Here is a 15,095-nt window from a genome sequence, read left to right as displayed (position 1 = left end):
ATAATAGTCCTTCTGAAGGGAAATTGCAAGAAAAAACGAACAAACATTCGCATTAATTTAATAATTCCTTACGTATTTGATTTAAGCCTGCCATGACAGCACTATGCCGAATATAGGCGCGGTCGCGGTTGAAGTGATACAGCTGGCTTGAGACGCCTTTGTCAGAAGCTAAGGCGATCCAAACAGTGCCTTTGGGCTGGCCTTCTAGTTCGTCTGGACCAGCAACACCGGTGAAGGCCACCGCATAATCGGTCTCTGCTTGTTTGCGGGCATAGACGGCCATTGCTTCCGCACACTCCTGACTAACAGTCCCATAGCTTTCTAAAAGCGCTGAATCGATGCCTAAGAGCTTGCTTTTTGTTCCAGCAGAATATGTCACGAACCCACCGGGAAACACCTCAGAGACGCCAGGAATCCCTCCTAAGGTCGCTTGAAACAAACCAGCGGTCAAACTTTCCGCTGCGGTGACGGTTTTCTTTTTCTCGATTAGTAGATCGACGACTGTTTCTGCCAGCGAATTTTGTTCCCCATATCCATAGAAATACGCACCGACCCGTGCTTGGACGGTTTCTTCTAATGCATCCAATTGTTTGATTCCTTGCGCCTCATCTGCGGTTTTAACCGTCAGACGCAATGTGACCTCATTGGGTTTGGCATAAGGGGCGATGGTGGGATTGACTTGGTTCTCGATCAAATCGGCCAATTCTGTGACCAACGCCGATTCCCCGATCCCGTAATAGCGCAAAACGCGAGAAAGCAAGACTTCTTCTTGGGGAAACTGCTCTAACAGAAGTGGTTTTGCGTGGGTAAGAAACATCGCCTGCAGTTCACTTGGCGGTCCTGGCAGCAGCAAATAACTGGTAGCGGCTGTCTGATAAAAAATCCCGATCGCTAGTCCATTGGGATTTGGCAAAGACACACCGTCTTTGAAGACTAAGGTCTGCCGCAAATTGTTTTCCGTCATCCTCCGTTGACTGTTTTCAAAGAAGGCTTTCAATTGGTGATAACCTGGTTCATCTCGCACTAATTCCTGTCCCACATGGCGCGCAGTGACTTGTTTCGTCAAGTCATCGTCGGTGGGCCCTAAGCCGCCGCACAGCACGATCAAGTCGCTGCGTTTGTCGGCGATCGTTAGCAATTCCTCTAAGCGATCGGGATTGTCCCCGACAACACTATGATAAAAAACATCGATCCCTAGACTTGCCAGTTCTTCTGACAAGAAGGTCGCGTTCGTATTCACCACCTGTCCTAAAAGTAATTCGGTCCCGACTGCAATAATTTCTGCTTTCATTCTTTTACTCCTTCATTTATCAGATACGTAAAAGTCTTTCATATTGACAAAAAAAGTCCAGAAAACTTCTGAACTTTCGTGACTTGTATCCTTGTTTTTATCGCTTCTTTATCTAGATCTAGAAATTTTACATAGAATCTTTAAAAACATTCGTATTTTTTATGAAATAATCGACCCCGGAATAGATCGTGAAGATCAAGCATAGATACAACATGATTTGATCGACAGGTAAACCGATCATTGAAAAGGGAATGTTGTTCAAGAACAAGAAAATGATCGCAACCATTTGTGTCGCGGTTTTGATTTTCCCCGGCCACGCAGCAGCCATGACTTCGCCGCTTTGTTCCACTAACAACAAGCGTAAACCTGTCACTGCCAACTCACGGCAAACGATGATCGAAACTACCCAGCCTGGGGCTTTGTTTAATTCGACCAGCATGATAAAAGCCGTCATGACGAGCATTTTATCTGCTAACGGGTCAGCAAACTTCCCGAAGTTGGTAACAAGGCCTCTGGAACGAGCGATCTTGCCATCTAGCCAGTCCGTAATGCTGGCTGCCGCAAAAAGGATCGCTGCAATAAGGTGCGTGTTTTCTAATTGTGTCGTACCAACGGTCATCGTGCCAAGATCGATCGGCAAAACCAAGACCAAAATAAAGATGGGGATCATAATGATCCGTAATACAGTTAATTGATTGGGTAAATTCACGAAATAGACTCCTCTCTGCCGACTATTGTACGAAATAACGGCAAATCATGCCACTACTTCTGCTTTTCACCAGTCGGGTGCAACAGATAACTTTTTAGCTAATGATACCTCAATAAGGCGCATTTGTCAGATTTATGCCGCATCGTCTTGGTATTCAATCACGAGACGGACCGTCTTTTGTAACAATTCAAATTGTGGATCAGAAAAGTCCACTTCCTGTCCATTGGCCTTGATGGAGATATTTTGGCTTGCTCCCAGGGTCAAAGTTGCATTCGTGGCGCCTTCTGGTAGCGTCATCGATTGCGTTTCCCCCGCTTGTAGAGTGTATTGGTACACATAAGCGTTGTCAACTTGTACACCGACCCAACAAGAAGCATCTAGCCCAGTAAATGCTAATTCAATAGGGTTTTCCACATCTTTCATCGTGATCGTGATCGAGGATTGCGTGGAATCGCTAGCCGTCATCGTCATTTTCGCTTCGCTGGATTCCGTCGTACTTGAGGACTCCGTCGCTTCACTCGAAGTACTGGTTTCTTCCGTACTTGTCGTGGTGGAAGCTGTAGACGCCGAATTTTCTACCACGAGAGAAGAACTCCCTTGGATCATCGGTGTTGTATTACGGTCTTGCCAAGCCATGTAGCCCACGATACTCACGATCGTAATGGCAACCAAGCCTAATAGAATCATCGGCAAATAGCGGACGACAAATGAGCCGCTTTTTTCTTCTACGTGCTGTGCTTTTCGTGAGCCGCTGACGGTTTCAGGTTGCGGTCTTTTTGGTAAGGGGGCGTCTAACGTATCTTTGCCATCAAAAACGGCCACCAATTTGTCGCCGTCTTCTCCAACCGCTGCTGCATATTGGCGAATAAACGCGCGGACATAAAAAGTGCCTGGCAATTGATCAAAACGCTCCGCTTCAATTGCTTCTAAATAGCGTTTTTGGATCTTTGTCATTTGTTGTAATTCAATCAATGAAATGTTTTTATCTAAACGGGCTTGCCGTAATTTTGCTCCAATCGTTGTTTCGTTGGCCACTCGATCATCTACTCCAGTCTTTTATTCATCTTTAAAAAAAGCCCTAAAATCGCTGCGCTGCTTGTCGTAAGGTCAGCAAAGCTGCTCTATCATTTTAAAACAGGGGTTCCCTGTATCAGTCAATAAAAAAAACTCCGTCACGCCGATTTCCATCTGGGCGCGCCGTCTACTAAATATAACATTTTTTCCGTGATTTTTTGCAAAAAAACAAAAAAAGATTTTGCTTCAATAATTAAAGAATACCATAAAAGAAAAAGTCTGAGGATAGCCTAACCACAACTCGCAAACAAATTTTAATACTTTTCGCCAAATTGGCATCAAAATGCAAGAAAAAACCACCCTTTGACGCAAAAAGAAAACACTGAATGATCTAGGAGTTGGGCAGCCCTTGAGCTGTTGGGCCTTCCTCCTTGAATCATTCAGTGTCGCTTAAATGACAGCTGTTTGACAAAACCAGCCTTCGCTTAGGCTTTTTCCGTTGGATACATGTAAAAACGGCTAAACGATTTAGGATCGATAAAGGAACGAGCCGCTTGCTGAACATCTTCCAAAGTGATCGATTGGATCACCTCCGGTAGATCAAAGAGCGTCGTTTCACCGAATAAGCTTTGGGTAAACTGGTTTGCAATAAACTCCAATGAGTTCAGTGATTGGAAATATTTCCCTAGCATTTTCTTCTTCAATAACGTCAAGTTTTCTTCATTAATCTCTGGGTCGTGCTGGAAATTCATTAAGATCGCTTCGATCTCTGCCAACATTTCTTTTGGCTCTTCAGAATCCCCCGAGAAATCGGCAAAGTAAAAGCCGCGATCCAAGTTCACTTCAAATCCAAACGTGTCATCGATGATGCCTTGATCATACAGACGCAAATAATTGGCGGAAGTATTGCCTAAAACCAATTGGCAGAAAAGGTTCAACGCATTTTTGAAGCGTAAGAGCTCTCTTCCTGATTCCGGCAGTTTGTTCAAGTCCCCTTTGATCCCTAACACGCCTTTAGCACGTGTCACTGGCATGGTAAGGCTTGATTCTGCTTGAATATCGGCAAAGGTTTCTTCAGGAAACTGGCGAATGATCGCTTGCGTTTCTGGAAAGGTCTTGGCCGCTTGATTGGTCCGAATCCACGCCATCGTTTCTTCCGGATCGATGTTGCCTACCACAAAAAGTGTCATGTTGCTTGGGTGATAGAAGGTATTGTAGCAAAGATACAAGTCTTCTGCGGTGATCTGCGCAATGCTTTCCACCGTACCAGCGATATCGATATGCAGGGGGTGCTTCGGATACAAATTTTTGATGATGCCGAAAAACTGCTGCCAGTTCGGATCGTCATCATACATTTGGATTTCTTGGCCAATGATCCCTTTTTCTTTTTCGACGGTTTCTTCTGTGAAATACGGGGCTTGAACGAAATCGATCAACGTTTCAAGGTTCAGCTTGATTTGATCGGTTGCCGAAAAAAGGTAGCTGGTTTTCGTGAAACTGGTAAAGGCATTGGCAGAAGCCCCCTGCTGACCAAAGGTTTGAAAGACATCGCCGTCTTCTTTTTCAAACAGTTTGTGCTCTAGAAAATGGGCAATGCCATCTGGAACTTGATGCAATGCTTCGGGTGAAAACCCGAAATGATTGTCGACAGAGCCATAGTTCGTACTGAAAAGTCCGTAAGTTTTATGGAAATCGGCTTTTTGCAGCAAATAAACTTTCAAGCCGTTTGGCAATACTTCTTCATAAAGGGTCTCATTGATTTGCTGATAGACTTTTTTATTCATGGGTCGTCTCCTTATCCAGGAAGAATACAGCTTGCAAGGACACGTTTTTGGCCAATGCTTGGACATCTGCTACGGTCACTTGAGCCAATTTCTGCATAAATTCATCTTCCGTCATTTTCGTATTCGGTACCCACTGATTCAGATAGGCTGTTTCGATCAGTGCTTGTGGGTTATCCAACGAAAGCAAGTACTGGTTTTTCAACATCGCTTTTGTTTGTGCCAGTTCTTCCGCTGTGACTTCGCCACGCTGCAAGCTTTGCAGCTGTTGTTCGATCAATTTGAAGACCTTGTCGCGGTTTTTGCCGTCGATTCCTGTTTGGACCGACAAGTACCCGCGAAACGTATCGATACTGCTGGAAGCATAATAAGCCAAACTTTCTTTCTCTCGGACATTCATAAACAGTTTTGAATGAGGGAATCCGCCAAACAACCCGTTGAAGACCATAAAGGCGATCCGCTCGGCTTGGTCATAATACACGCCAGTATGATAGCCTAAGTTCAATTTGGCTTGAATGATTGGTTCCCGCAAGATTTTCTCGCGAATGATATTTTCCGCCGCTTGCTGATAAAAGACCGGTATTGCTTGGTCTGGCCGATCGGTAAAGGCCATGTTCTGGAAAATCTCCGCGACTTCTGATTCAACCACATCGCCGATCACAAAAAGATCGATTTGGTCATTGTCCATCATTGAGCGATAGGTTTGGTAAAGCTCTTTTGCGGTCACAGCTTCTAAGTCTTGGGGACGGCCAAAGCTCGGATACTTCTGATTCTGATCGTTTTCGAAATACAACTCTTGCAGCCCTAAAGAAGCCAATGCTTGCTTATCTTCTGCCACGCTGTTCATATAGGCGATCAAGTTGTGCTTTTCGATGGTAAAGTTCTTTTCCTCAAATTGCTCCTCGTGGGCATTCGGATGGAACAAAACTTCTGCTAAAAAAGCGGCTGCTTGCGGCAAGACTGCTTCATCTGACACATACTTCCCGTTGACAAAGGACATCGCTGCATTGATTTGATGCAGATTGCCCCGTTTGTTGACATTCATTCCAAAGCTGGCACCGTAAAGCTCCGCCAGTTGACTGCTAAATGCGGTCTGCGTCGGATAAGCCAAACTAGTCGTTTCTAATAAACTAGTCAATAAAGTCCGTTTGGCGGTCATTTCGGCCTGCAATGGTGCAGTGAACCGAACGAAAAAACGGATCGTTTTATACTTTTTGGTCGGCAGCACCGTTAACCGAACACCTTTTTTTAATTCAATAGACATGTGACACCCCTTCTAGAAGCAAAATTATCTCTTCAATTATAGCATAGCTGACAAACTTTCTCCTTGGCTCATTGATCAAACCTGCTGCAGCGAGCGTTTTTTTTTATAAATCTTGCATTTTTCGCTATACTGTCAGTAAGATTTAGAAGGGAGGATACAGGATGATTAAAGAATTTAAAGAATTTATTTTACGAGGAAACGTCATTGACTTGGCGATCGGGGTCGTGATCGGGAGTGCCTTCACCGCAATCGTCACTAGTTTAGTTGAAGGATTGCTGACACCATTGGTTTCATGGATCTTATCACTCTTCGGTAACGCCGATGCCTTTTCTGGCTTGGTCGTTGAACCCGCCAAAAATGTAGTCTTTGATTTTGGCCGCGTCATCACTGCCATTATTACGTTCTTGATTACCGCATTTGTCTTGTTCTTGATTGTCAAAGCAGTGAACAAATTACGCAATCTGAAACAACAACCTGAGGAAGACGAAGTACCAGAAATCACTGCAGAGGATTATTTAGAAGAGATTCGTGATCTTTTAAAAGCGCAAACGCCTACTGCCAACACCGTTGATCCACGTCCAACATCATTGGACGATACGATCAGATAAGAAACCGGCTCTTTGTCATTAAGGACAAAAGAAGCAATTCGGATTCATCCGATCCATCAATCATAGCGCTAAAAGAAGCAAGCACGGCGAACCGCTCTAGAGAGTCGCTGTGCTTGCTTCTTTTTTCATCCCGACATGCAGGATCCCGTCTTCATAAAAAGGCGGTGTAATGGTTTTAAAGCCATACTGGCCGTAGAATTTTTCTAAGTGGGCTTGTGCTTCGATCTCAATAGGCAAAGCCGGATAACACTGCTCAATGCGATGCAAAACTTCTTTGATCAGACGATGGCCTTCTTTTTGCCCCCGGTATGCCGGTGCCACAATGACCCGACCAAAATGCACCGTTTGTTCCTGCTGGAAAATACGGGCGTATGAAACGACCTGCCCGTCCTCATCAAGGGCCCATAAATGTTTGGCCTGTGCATCGATCACATCGATCTCCTGATACGCACACGCTTGTTCCACCACAAAAACTGCTGTGCGCAAACGGGCAAGTTGATAAAACTCCACCCCAGTCATTTCCCCTAACTCTTTTAGAAAAAACGCCATCCCATCACTCCTTATCTTGTTGAACCAAAAAAGAGTCAACAAAGTGTCAACTCTTTTTGTTTCAAACAGCTTCCGATAAAAATTCAATCTCAACAGTTCTGGTTAAAATATCTGAATAACTATAAGAAACCCGCTCGAATGAATTCTCGTTTGGATCCAAATCTACAACAAAAACTGAAGGATAAGTTTCTGTCAAAACGCCGCGACGTTCAGTTTGACGCTTACGTCCAGTCTGAGCAACTAGCATAATCTCACTACCGATACGGCCTTCTAAATCTTTCTTGATTGTAGCTAAAGTTGTTGGCATCGCATTCACCTCGAGCATCATTATACCACGAAATGCAGAAAATTTCAAGTTTACCATAAAATAATTCTACTTTCAATAAGATTTTTGTTAAACGTCTTTGATAAGCGCTATCAATTTTGTCCTACCGCGGCTGAAAGCGCTTTTTATTTTTTCGTAAGACAGCTTTTCTTGAGCCGCAATCTGATCAAGTTCTAATCCTTTTAAATAATTCATTATAACCATTCTTTCTAAAGACGATAAACTTTTCGGATACTCTACCAACGATTCATTAACAAACAAATAGGTCTCTGCAGTTTCCGCACAGCGATTATGATCGGTCAAAAACCGATTGCCTTCTTGTGAAAGCTTTTCTTCCAGCGAGCAGGCATCGACTTGGGCTTTGCGTTTTTGGGCATGCTGCGCCCGCAACAAGCTGCAGATACGGTTTTCAAAGGATCGCTTAAACAAGATACCCAGCGTCGTTCCTTTGTCCTGATCGTAAGTCTTTAGACACTTATTAAAAACGATCCGGCCTTCTTGCAGCCAATCATCTAAGTCATAATCCCGCAGATAATATTTTTTATGCAAAATCTCAACGATCGGTCGATATTTTCTGAACAACTCTTCAAATCTATCAGAAGGGTGTGATACTTGTCCTTCTTCCCTGCGCATCGATATCACTCCTTTTGTTTTTGCTTCATTTGCTACAAAAGGAGCGTATCATAAATGGCTGGGACATCTTCTAATTTACCAGACCAACTTTGTCCCTAACTAAGGTCGCGCAATTTCTTTTCAAGTTCAGCTAATTGTTCCGGTGACCAAGGGGAATTGCGCCGGAAATTTTCAAACCGCAAATCGGTTTGATGCTCGTGGATGTCTTTTTCTGTTTTTTCCACGCTTTTGTACAATTCCCGTGCCGAAGTTCGCAAAGCACCTTGAGAGAAGATCACCCACTGTTCGGCTAAATCGCTGGTAGCGACGGTGACTTGCGTCAATCGATTGTTTAACTCACCAGCGATTCGTTCAATGTAGCTGTCGGCGGTCTCTCCTTCTTCGGTAAAAATAACTTCCAGCTGATATTTGGTGTAACTTTGTGTCACACCAGGCACCAGTTGGGCATCAAAAACAACGATGATTCTCAAGCCTTCATATTTTGCATAATTCGATAGCCGGTTCAGCAAAGCTTCTCTCGCATCTTCTAAACGGTCCTGATTTTTCAAAAGAACCAGCTCCGGCCAAGCGCCAATCATATTGTAGCCATCCACGATCAGCAAAGGGGTTTTCATTGGGATGCCCCATTTCGGCTAGTAAAGGCCTGATACATCAACAAGCCTGCCGCCACACTGGCGTTCAAGCTCTGCACGTGCCCGGTCATTGGGATCGTCAGCATTTGATCCACTTCTTTTTTCAAACCTTCCCCCATGCCGCGACCTTCGTTACCGATGATCAAACCGACCGCCCCTTGGGCATTCCATGTGCGGTAATCACTGCCACTCATATCAGTACCGAAGATCCAAAAACCAGCTTTTTTCAGCTGCTGGACTGCTTGGGTCAAGTTGGTCACTCGAGCCACAGGGATATGTTCCACTGCGCCGGTCGATGTTTTCACCACGATCGGCGTGATCCCCACCGCACGGTGTTTCGGAATGATGATCCCGTCTACGCCGCTGGCATCAGCGGTTCGCATGATGGAGCCGAAATTATGGGGATCTTCTAGATTATCTAAAATCAGATACAGCGGCTGTTCTTTCGTTTGGGCCAACAATTCATCCAAGGTCAAATACTGGTAAGGGGTGATCGCCAAGATCATGCCTTGATGGACCCCTTGGTCACTCATCGTATCCAGCTTTTGTTTTGGCACCCATTTGACAGGAACTGCCTGTTCCCGTGCCATTTCTTTCAGACGATCGATCTTTTCTCCCCTTGCCTCTTCAGAAAGAAACAGCTTGTTGCCTCGCCCTTCTTTCAAGGCTTCAGCAACCGCATGATAGCCAAAGACAAAATTATCTTCGATGGCTTCTCCCTCGGCTTCTTTGCGGCGATCCGGTCTATTTTCTTTTCTAGCTTCTGATTGGCCAGCTGTTTTTTTATTTGGACGCTTTCTTTGCGGTTTTTCTCGCATCTTCTTCTCCTACTTTCTTTATACACCAGTCTACCAGCTCGTCTAAGCGTTCTTTTTGCTGCGTGAGGTGCAAATACCCGATCAGCGATTCAAAGCCAGTAGCGATGCGATACGTCGTGACATCGGCATTTTTGGCACCCGTATGACTTTTACTATTACGGCCGCGACGATAAAAATCATGTTCTTCTTCGGTCAAGATCTCTTCATCCAACATCTTTTGGATCAACGCTGCTTGGGCCTTGGCAGATACATAGTGGGTCGCCATATGGTGCAGTTGGTTTGGTCGGGTTTGGCCTTGGGCGACTAAATAATCGCGAATATAGACTTCATAGACCGCATCCCCCACATAGGCCAATGCCAAACCATTCAATTGTTTATAATCTCTCATACTTCTCGTCTCCATCGGGTTCCTTGCGGGGTATCTTCTAAGATGATCCCTTGTTCTTTCAACTCATCACGGATTTGGTCGCTGCGGGCAAAATCTTTGGCTTTGCGGGCGGCGATTCGTTCATTGATCAGCTGTTCGATTTCTTCATCTAGCAATTCTTCTGATACAAAATAAATCCCGAAAATCGTCAGCCATTCGCTGAACTTGGCTAATCCAGCGGTTAATAAAGCCAAGTCTGTTTCTGGGTCTTCGCTAGCTAAGTTCAGCCACTTCGCCAATTCATAGACCACTGTGATCCCATTAGCCGCGTTGAAATCATCGTCCATTTCTTTGATGAAACGTTCTTCAAATTCTTCCAGAACCGGTGCATTGACTTCCTCATCGCTGGCTTGATAGTGACTGCTATTCAAGCGGAATTTGGCATTTTCATAGGTCGTACGCAATTTTTGCAGATTGGTTTGTGCTTCATGCAAGGTAGTCTCGCTGTATTTGATTGGTCGGCGGTACTGAGTCGTTGCCAAAAAGAAACGCAGCACCTGTGGATCAACTTTTTTGACCATCTCATGCACCGTGACGAAGTTGCCCAGCGACTTACTCATTTTTTCTTCGTCTTCACCGATCGTCACATAGCCATTATGCATCCAATAGTTGGCAAAGGTCTTGCCGGTTTTTGCCTCGCTTTGGGCGATCTCATTTTCATGATGAGGGAAGGTCAAGTCTTGTCCGCCTCCATGAATATCGATGGTCTCGCCTAGGTGTTTGGTCGCCATCACCGAGCATTCGATATGCCAGCCGGGACGGCCGGCTCCCCAAGGAGATTCCCAAGCGATCTCATCGCCTTTTGCCGCTTTCCACAAAGCAAAATCCAACGGATCTTCCTTGATTTTTTGTTCTTCACCGGTTCGCTGGCTTGCGCCGACTTCCAGCTCGTCGATGGATTGGTCGCTTAATTGCCCATAGTGAGCAAATTTACGGGTACGGTAATAAACATCGCCATTGACTGGATAGGCATAGCCTTTTTCTACAAGAGCAGCAATAAAGGCAATGATGTCTTCAATATGATCCATCACACGAGGATTCATCGTAGCAGGTTTGACATTCAGCGCTGCAGTATCTTCATTGAAGGCGTTGATAAAACGCTCTGCCACTTCTGGGGCCGTCGTACCTAATTCTTTTGCTGCACGAATGATTTTATCATCGACATCGGTAAAATTCATCAAATAGTCCACTGTATAGCCGCGGTATTCGAAATAACGACGTACGGTATCAAATGAAACAGTACTGCGGCCATTCCCGATATGGATATAGTTATAGACGGTGGGTCCGCAAACATACATTTTTACTTTCTTTTCTTCCAATGGCTGAAACACTTCTTTTTCTCGTGTCAGCGTATTATAGATTTTAATCATCGTGGGTAACCTTCTTTCCTTTGATTCGAACGATCTTTGCCGGGATGCCGACAGCAGTTGCTTCTGCGGGGATATCCTTCAAAACCACTGCATTGGCGCCGATCTTTGCATATTCACCGATCGTGACAGGACCTAAGATCTGCGCATGGGCTGAGAGAAACGCACCGGTTTTAACCGTGGGATGACGCTTGCCCCGCTCTTTGCCGGTTCCCCCCAGGGTGACTCCGTGAAACAAGACGACATCATCTTCAATGATCGCCGTTTCCCCAATCACGACCCCCATCCCATGATCGATAAAGACCCCTTGGCCGATCTGGGCACCAGGATGAATCTCGATCCCGGTCAAGAAACGCCAAAACTGGGCCGTCAGTTTTGCCAAAAAATACCAGCGATGCTGAAACAAAAAGTGCGCCCAACGATGCCAAAATAAGGCATGGAATCCCGGATACGTGATGATGATCTCCAACGTTGATCGCACCGACGGATCGTGTTTTTTTGTTGCCGCAATTGCTTTTTTGAACCAAGTCATCTTCTCACCTGCTTTATCCAAACTTCTTGATACGAAAAAAGCGTCTTTCAAATAAGTTTCCTTATTCAAAAGACGCTTTTTTGCGTGGTCCCACTTTTGTTCGCAGTTCGGCACTGCCTTCAAGCGGGTAACGTCCGCTGCTTCGTCTTTGACTTGCGCCAAAGCCACTCCTAGGTGCATTTCCTAGCCTTTTTTGACCACTCTCACCTTCCGTGGCCTCTCTGAAAAAAATCGGCTAGTACTTCGTCTATTCGCTGTGTTTATAACACGTTATTCAAATGATCAAGGGCTTTTTCTTTCCCTAATAATTCAACGGTATCCGGTAGTTCTGGTCCATGGGTTTGGCCTGAGACCGCCACGCGGATCGGCATGAATAAATTCTTGCCTTTGATGCCTGTTTCTTTTTGGATCTCCTTGATAGCTGCTTTGACTGCTGCAGCTTCAACAACTGGCATCGCCAGCAATTTTTCTTTAAAGGCTGTTAAAACCGTCGGTACGGTTTCCCCTGCCAAGACTTCTTTGGCTGCATCATCTAATTCAGGATGTTCTTCGAAGAACAATTCCGAAAGATCGACGATTTGAGCCGCAAAACTCATTTGTGGTTGATACAAGGAAACGATTTTTTTCAACCAAGCAGCTTTTTCTTCGGTCAATGTTTCTTCGATGCGGCCAGCTTTTACCAAGTAAGGAACGCACATTGCCGTCAATTCATCCAAATCCATTTGTTTCATGTACTGGTTATTGACCCATTCCAATTTCTTGGCATCGAAGGCAGCTGGTGATTTGCTCAACCGTTCAGGATCAAAGATTTTGATCAATTCTTCTTGAGAGAAAATTTCTTCCTCCCCAACTGGTGACCAGCCTAAAAGTGCAATAAAATTGAACATAGCATCTGGCAAATAGCCCAATTCACGGTATTGCTCGATGAATTGCAGAATCGATTCGTCCCGTTTGCTTAATTTTTTCCCAGTTTCGCTATTGATGATCAATGTCATGTGACCGAATTCCGGTGCTTGCCAGCCAAATGCTTCATAGATCATCAACTGTTTTGGTGTGTTGGCGATGTGGTCATCTCCACGCAACACATGGGTGATTTTCATATGATGGTCATCCACTGCTACTGCAAAGTTGTAGGTCGGCATGCCATCACGTTTTTGGATGACAAAATCGCCACCGACATTATCTGATTCAAAAACGATCTCGCCTTTGACCATGTCATGGAATTTGTATTCAGTATTGCGAGAGACACGGAAACGAATCACTGGTTTCAAGCCTTGTGCTTCTTTTTCGGCTTGCTCTTCCGGTGTTAAGTTGGCACATTTCCCTGCATAATGAGGCATTTCGCCACGCGTTCTTTGGCCTTCGCGTTCGGCTTCCAACTCTTCTTCCGTACAATAACACTTATACGCACGATTGCTTGCGAGCAATTGATCGATCAGTGGTTGGTAGATATCGCCGCGTTCTGATTGACGATACGGCCCATATTCCCCTGGATTTTCAGGTGATTCGTCCCAATCCATCCCTAACCATTGCAAGTTTTCAAGCTGGCTTTTTTCACCATCTTCAATGTTTCTTTTTTGATCGGTGTCTTCGATTCGGATAATAAATTCACCGTCATTGTGACGAGCAAACAAATAATTGAATAAAGCCGTCCGAGCATTCCCGATGTGTAAATGTCCTGTTGGACTTGGCGCGTAACGTACACGTACTTTTGTCATTGTTTTCCTCTTCCTTCATCTGATTTCCAAGCCAGCCAAGCTGCTTGGGGCTTATTGTTCAGTTTAGTGGGAAAGACCCGCGTAAAAAACAGAACCCTCAAGTTGAATTGTACAATCAATAACCCAATTAGTAAAGGCAGCTGGCATATTTTACGCCAGCTGCCGAGGATTATTTCTCTGATTTTGATCCTTCTTTGTTGTCGATGCCGCGACCAGAATGGGCTGGTTTGGCAAAAATCATCCGCCCAGCTGCCGTTTGCAAGGCGCTGGTTACGATCACTTCGATGTGTTCGTTCATGTAATGCTGGCCATCTTCCACCACAACCATCGTCCCGTCATCTAGATAAGCGACCCCTTGCTGCCGCTCCGTGCCAGCTTTCACTACTAAGACGTGCATGCTTTCTCCTGGAATCACCACTGGTTTGACCGCATTGGCCAACGCATTGATATTCAAGACCGGCACATTTTGAAATTCAGAAACTTTGTTTAAATTGTAGTCATTAGTCACAACGACACCATCCAGCAATTTCGCTAACTTGATCAGCTTGCTGTCGACTTCGGAAATGTCTTCAAAATCGCCTTCGTACATCTCAACTGCGATGCCTTCTTCTTTTTGCAAAGCATTCAAAATATCCAAGCCGCGACGGCCCCGGACCCGTTTCAAACTATCGCCAGAATCTGCGATGTATTGCAATTCATACAAAACGAAATTCGGGATCAGCAGGACGCCTTCCAAAAAGCCGGTTTTGGCAATATCATAGATCCGGCCATCAATGATCACGCTGGTATCCAAAATTTTGTATTTGTGGAAATGGTCCGCAATTTTTCTTTCTAGCATCTGCTGTTCATCTTGCTCTTGAGGCTCTGCCTTTTTGTTTTTCGGGGCAAAGACTTTTTTCCATTCATCGATCCGTGTCGTCCCGATCTGAAAACCGAGATACCCTAACAGGACCATCACTAAAATTGGGGCGATCCCGTTGATAAAAGGAATATCCCAATTGTAAAAAGGAATCGACACGATCACACCGATCATCAGACCGATGATCGAACCAATTGCGCCAAACAAGAGATAGGTTAAGCTCAATTCACTTAGTTTTTCTTCAATTTTGCGAATACCGGCTGCAATATATTTCGCTAATAGTAAAGATAATAAAAAGAAAATAAGGGCTCCAAGCAAACTATTAGTGATGTTATTATTCAGCCATTCATTTTGGGTTTGCCCAATGGCTTGCCATGCGATGGGCATCAGTGAGATCCCTAGACTTGCTCCGGCAAGTACCATTAGTGCGGTAATGACTCGTTTCTGCATACATGTTCCTCCATACTCCAGTAGGTTTCTTTTGTTCAAAAATCCGTGCTGCCAAACTGACTCCTTCCACCAGTCAGCGGCTGTCGGTTGGTTCAATGAATGAACCAGCAGCGTCAGG

Annotated in this window: 16 protein-coding genes and 1 other annotated feature; of the genes, 1 reads left to right on the top strand and 15 read right to left on the bottom strand. The window is 44.9% G+C overall.

All coding sequences use genetic code 11. The annotated features are described in order from the left end of the window. Window positions 1-52 precede the first annotated feature (52 nt). The 5 genes from IGI88_RS06980 to yfmF all read right to left on the bottom strand — a co-directional run bounded on the left by IGI88_RS06980 (window position 53) and on the right by yfmF (window position 6,059). On the bottom strand, window positions 53-1,291 hold the full coding sequence (locus IGI88_RS06980) for a competence/damage-inducible protein A (protein WP_429960307.1): 1,239 nt from the start codon (window positions 1,289-1,291) through the stop codon (window positions 53-55). A gap of 127 nt (window positions 1,292-1,418) precedes the next feature. Continuing rightward, window positions 1,419-2,000 carry a CDP-diacylglycerol--glycerol-3-phosphate 3-phosphatidyltransferase gene (gene pgsA / locus IGI88_RS06975; RefSeq protein WP_042890631.1) on the bottom strand — a complete coding sequence of 194 codons (582 nt, stop codon included), beginning with the start codon at window positions 1,998-2,000 and terminating at the stop codon, window positions 1,419-1,421. 132 nt (window positions 2,001-2,132) lie between these two features. Further along, entirely contained in the window at window positions 2,133-3,035 is a 903-nt protein-coding gene (locus tag IGI88_RS06970) for a helix-turn-helix domain-containing protein (RefSeq protein ID WP_429960306.1), read from the bottom strand. 464 nt (window positions 3,036-3,499) lie between these two features. Then, a complete protein-coding gene (yfmH, locus tag IGI88_RS06965) occupies window positions 3,500-4,798 on the bottom strand; it encodes an EF-P 5-aminopentanol modification-associated protein YfmH (protein WP_429960305.1) in 1,299 nt (432 codons plus the stop codon). Continuing rightward, window positions 4,791-6,059: an EF-P 5-aminopentanol modification-associated protein YfmF gene (gene yfmF, locus IGI88_RS06960; RefSeq protein WP_429960304.1), complete on the bottom strand. Its 1,269-nt coding sequence runs from the start codon at window positions 6,057-6,059 to the stop codon at window positions 4,791-4,793. Before yfmF ends, yfmH begins: the two co-directional genes overlap by 8 nt. A gap of 161 nt (window positions 6,060-6,220) precedes the next feature. On the opposite strand from yfmF, the gene mscL reads away from it, so the two are divergent. Then, window positions 6,221-6,667, top strand: a complete 447-nt coding sequence (mscL, locus tag IGI88_RS06955) for a large conductance mechanosensitive channel protein MscL (protein WP_429960303.1) — start codon at window positions 6,221-6,223, stop codon at window positions 6,665-6,667. Between the two features lie 96 nt (window positions 6,668-6,763). On the opposite strand, the gene IGI88_RS06950 is transcribed toward mscL, so the two are convergent. From IGI88_RS06950 to IGI88_RS06905, 10 genes are all read right to left on the bottom strand, one after another. Beyond that, window positions 6,764-7,216: a GNAT family N-acetyltransferase gene (locus tag IGI88_RS06950; protein ID WP_086298923.1), complete on the bottom strand. Its 453-nt coding sequence runs from the start codon at window positions 7,214-7,216 to the stop codon at window positions 6,764-6,766. 61 nt (window positions 7,217-7,277) lie between these two features. Then, window positions 7,278-7,523 carry a Veg family protein gene (locus tag IGI88_RS06945; RefSeq protein WP_005226417.1) on the bottom strand — a complete coding sequence of 82 codons (246 nt, stop codon included), beginning with the start codon at window positions 7,521-7,523 and terminating at the stop codon, window positions 7,278-7,280. An 87-nt stretch (window positions 7,524-7,610) separates the two neighbouring features. Continuing rightward, entirely contained in the window at window positions 7,611-8,174 is a 564-nt protein-coding gene (locus IGI88_RS06940; protein ID WP_005232901.1) for a sigma-70 family RNA polymerase sigma factor, read from the bottom strand. A 95-nt stretch (window positions 8,175-8,269) separates the two neighbouring features. Further along, window positions 8,270-8,788, bottom strand: coding sequence for an NYN domain-containing protein (locus tag IGI88_RS06935; RefSeq protein ID WP_005232902.1), 519 nt, complete (start codon window positions 8,786-8,788; stop codon window positions 8,270-8,272). Beyond that, window positions 8,785-9,624 carry a 23S rRNA (guanosine(2251)-2'-O)-methyltransferase RlmB gene (rlmB, locus tag IGI88_RS06930; protein WP_005232903.1) on the bottom strand — a complete coding sequence of 280 codons (840 nt, stop codon included), beginning with the start codon at window positions 9,622-9,624 and terminating at the stop codon, window positions 8,785-8,787. Before rlmB ends, IGI88_RS06935 begins: the two co-directional genes overlap by 4 nt. Continuing rightward, window positions 9,590-10,012 carry a Mini-ribonuclease 3 gene (locus IGI88_RS06925; RefSeq protein WP_005232904.1) on the bottom strand — a complete coding sequence of 141 codons (423 nt, stop codon included), beginning with the start codon at window positions 10,010-10,012 and terminating at the stop codon, window positions 9,590-9,592. Before IGI88_RS06925 ends, rlmB begins: the two co-directional genes overlap by 35 nt. Continuing rightward, complete coding sequence (gene cysS, locus IGI88_RS06920) at window positions 10,009-11,421, bottom strand: cysteine--tRNA ligase (protein WP_005232905.1); 1,413 nt, start codon at window positions 11,419-11,421, stop codon at window positions 10,009-10,011. The genes IGI88_RS06925 and cysS overlap by 4 nt, the downstream gene beginning before the upstream one ends. Beyond that, window positions 11,414-11,950: a serine O-acetyltransferase EpsC gene (gene epsC, locus IGI88_RS06915; RefSeq protein WP_034872105.1), complete on the bottom strand. Its 537-nt coding sequence runs from the start codon at window positions 11,948-11,950 to the stop codon at window positions 11,414-11,416. The genes cysS and epsC overlap by 8 nt, the downstream gene beginning before the upstream one ends. Before the next feature lie 65 nt (window positions 11,951-12,015). Next, window positions 12,016-12,214 (bottom strand) — a binding site (T-box leader). Beyond that, window positions 12,211-13,668: a glutamate--tRNA ligase gene (gene gltX, locus IGI88_RS06910; RefSeq protein ID WP_005232907.1), complete on the bottom strand. Its 1,458-nt coding sequence runs from the start codon at window positions 13,666-13,668 to the stop codon at window positions 12,211-12,213. It overlaps the preceding feature by 4 nt. A 169-nt stretch (window positions 13,669-13,837) precedes the next feature. Next, window positions 13,838-14,977 carry a PIN/TRAM domain-containing protein gene (locus IGI88_RS06905; RefSeq protein WP_005232908.1) on the bottom strand — a complete coding sequence of 380 codons (1,140 nt, stop codon included), beginning with the start codon at window positions 14,975-14,977 and terminating at the stop codon, window positions 13,838-13,840. Between the last annotated feature and the right edge of the window lie 118 nt (window positions 14,978-15,095).

Source organism: Enterococcus sp. AZ179, from assembly GCF_050498885.1.
In the GTDB taxonomy this organism is placed as follows: domain Bacteria; phylum Bacillota; class Bacilli; order Lactobacillales; family Enterococcaceae; genus Enterococcus_D; species Enterococcus_D entomosocium.
The sequence above is the reverse complement of the archived record's forward strand: the minus strand, read 5'-3'. Positions and strand labels throughout refer to the sequence as shown.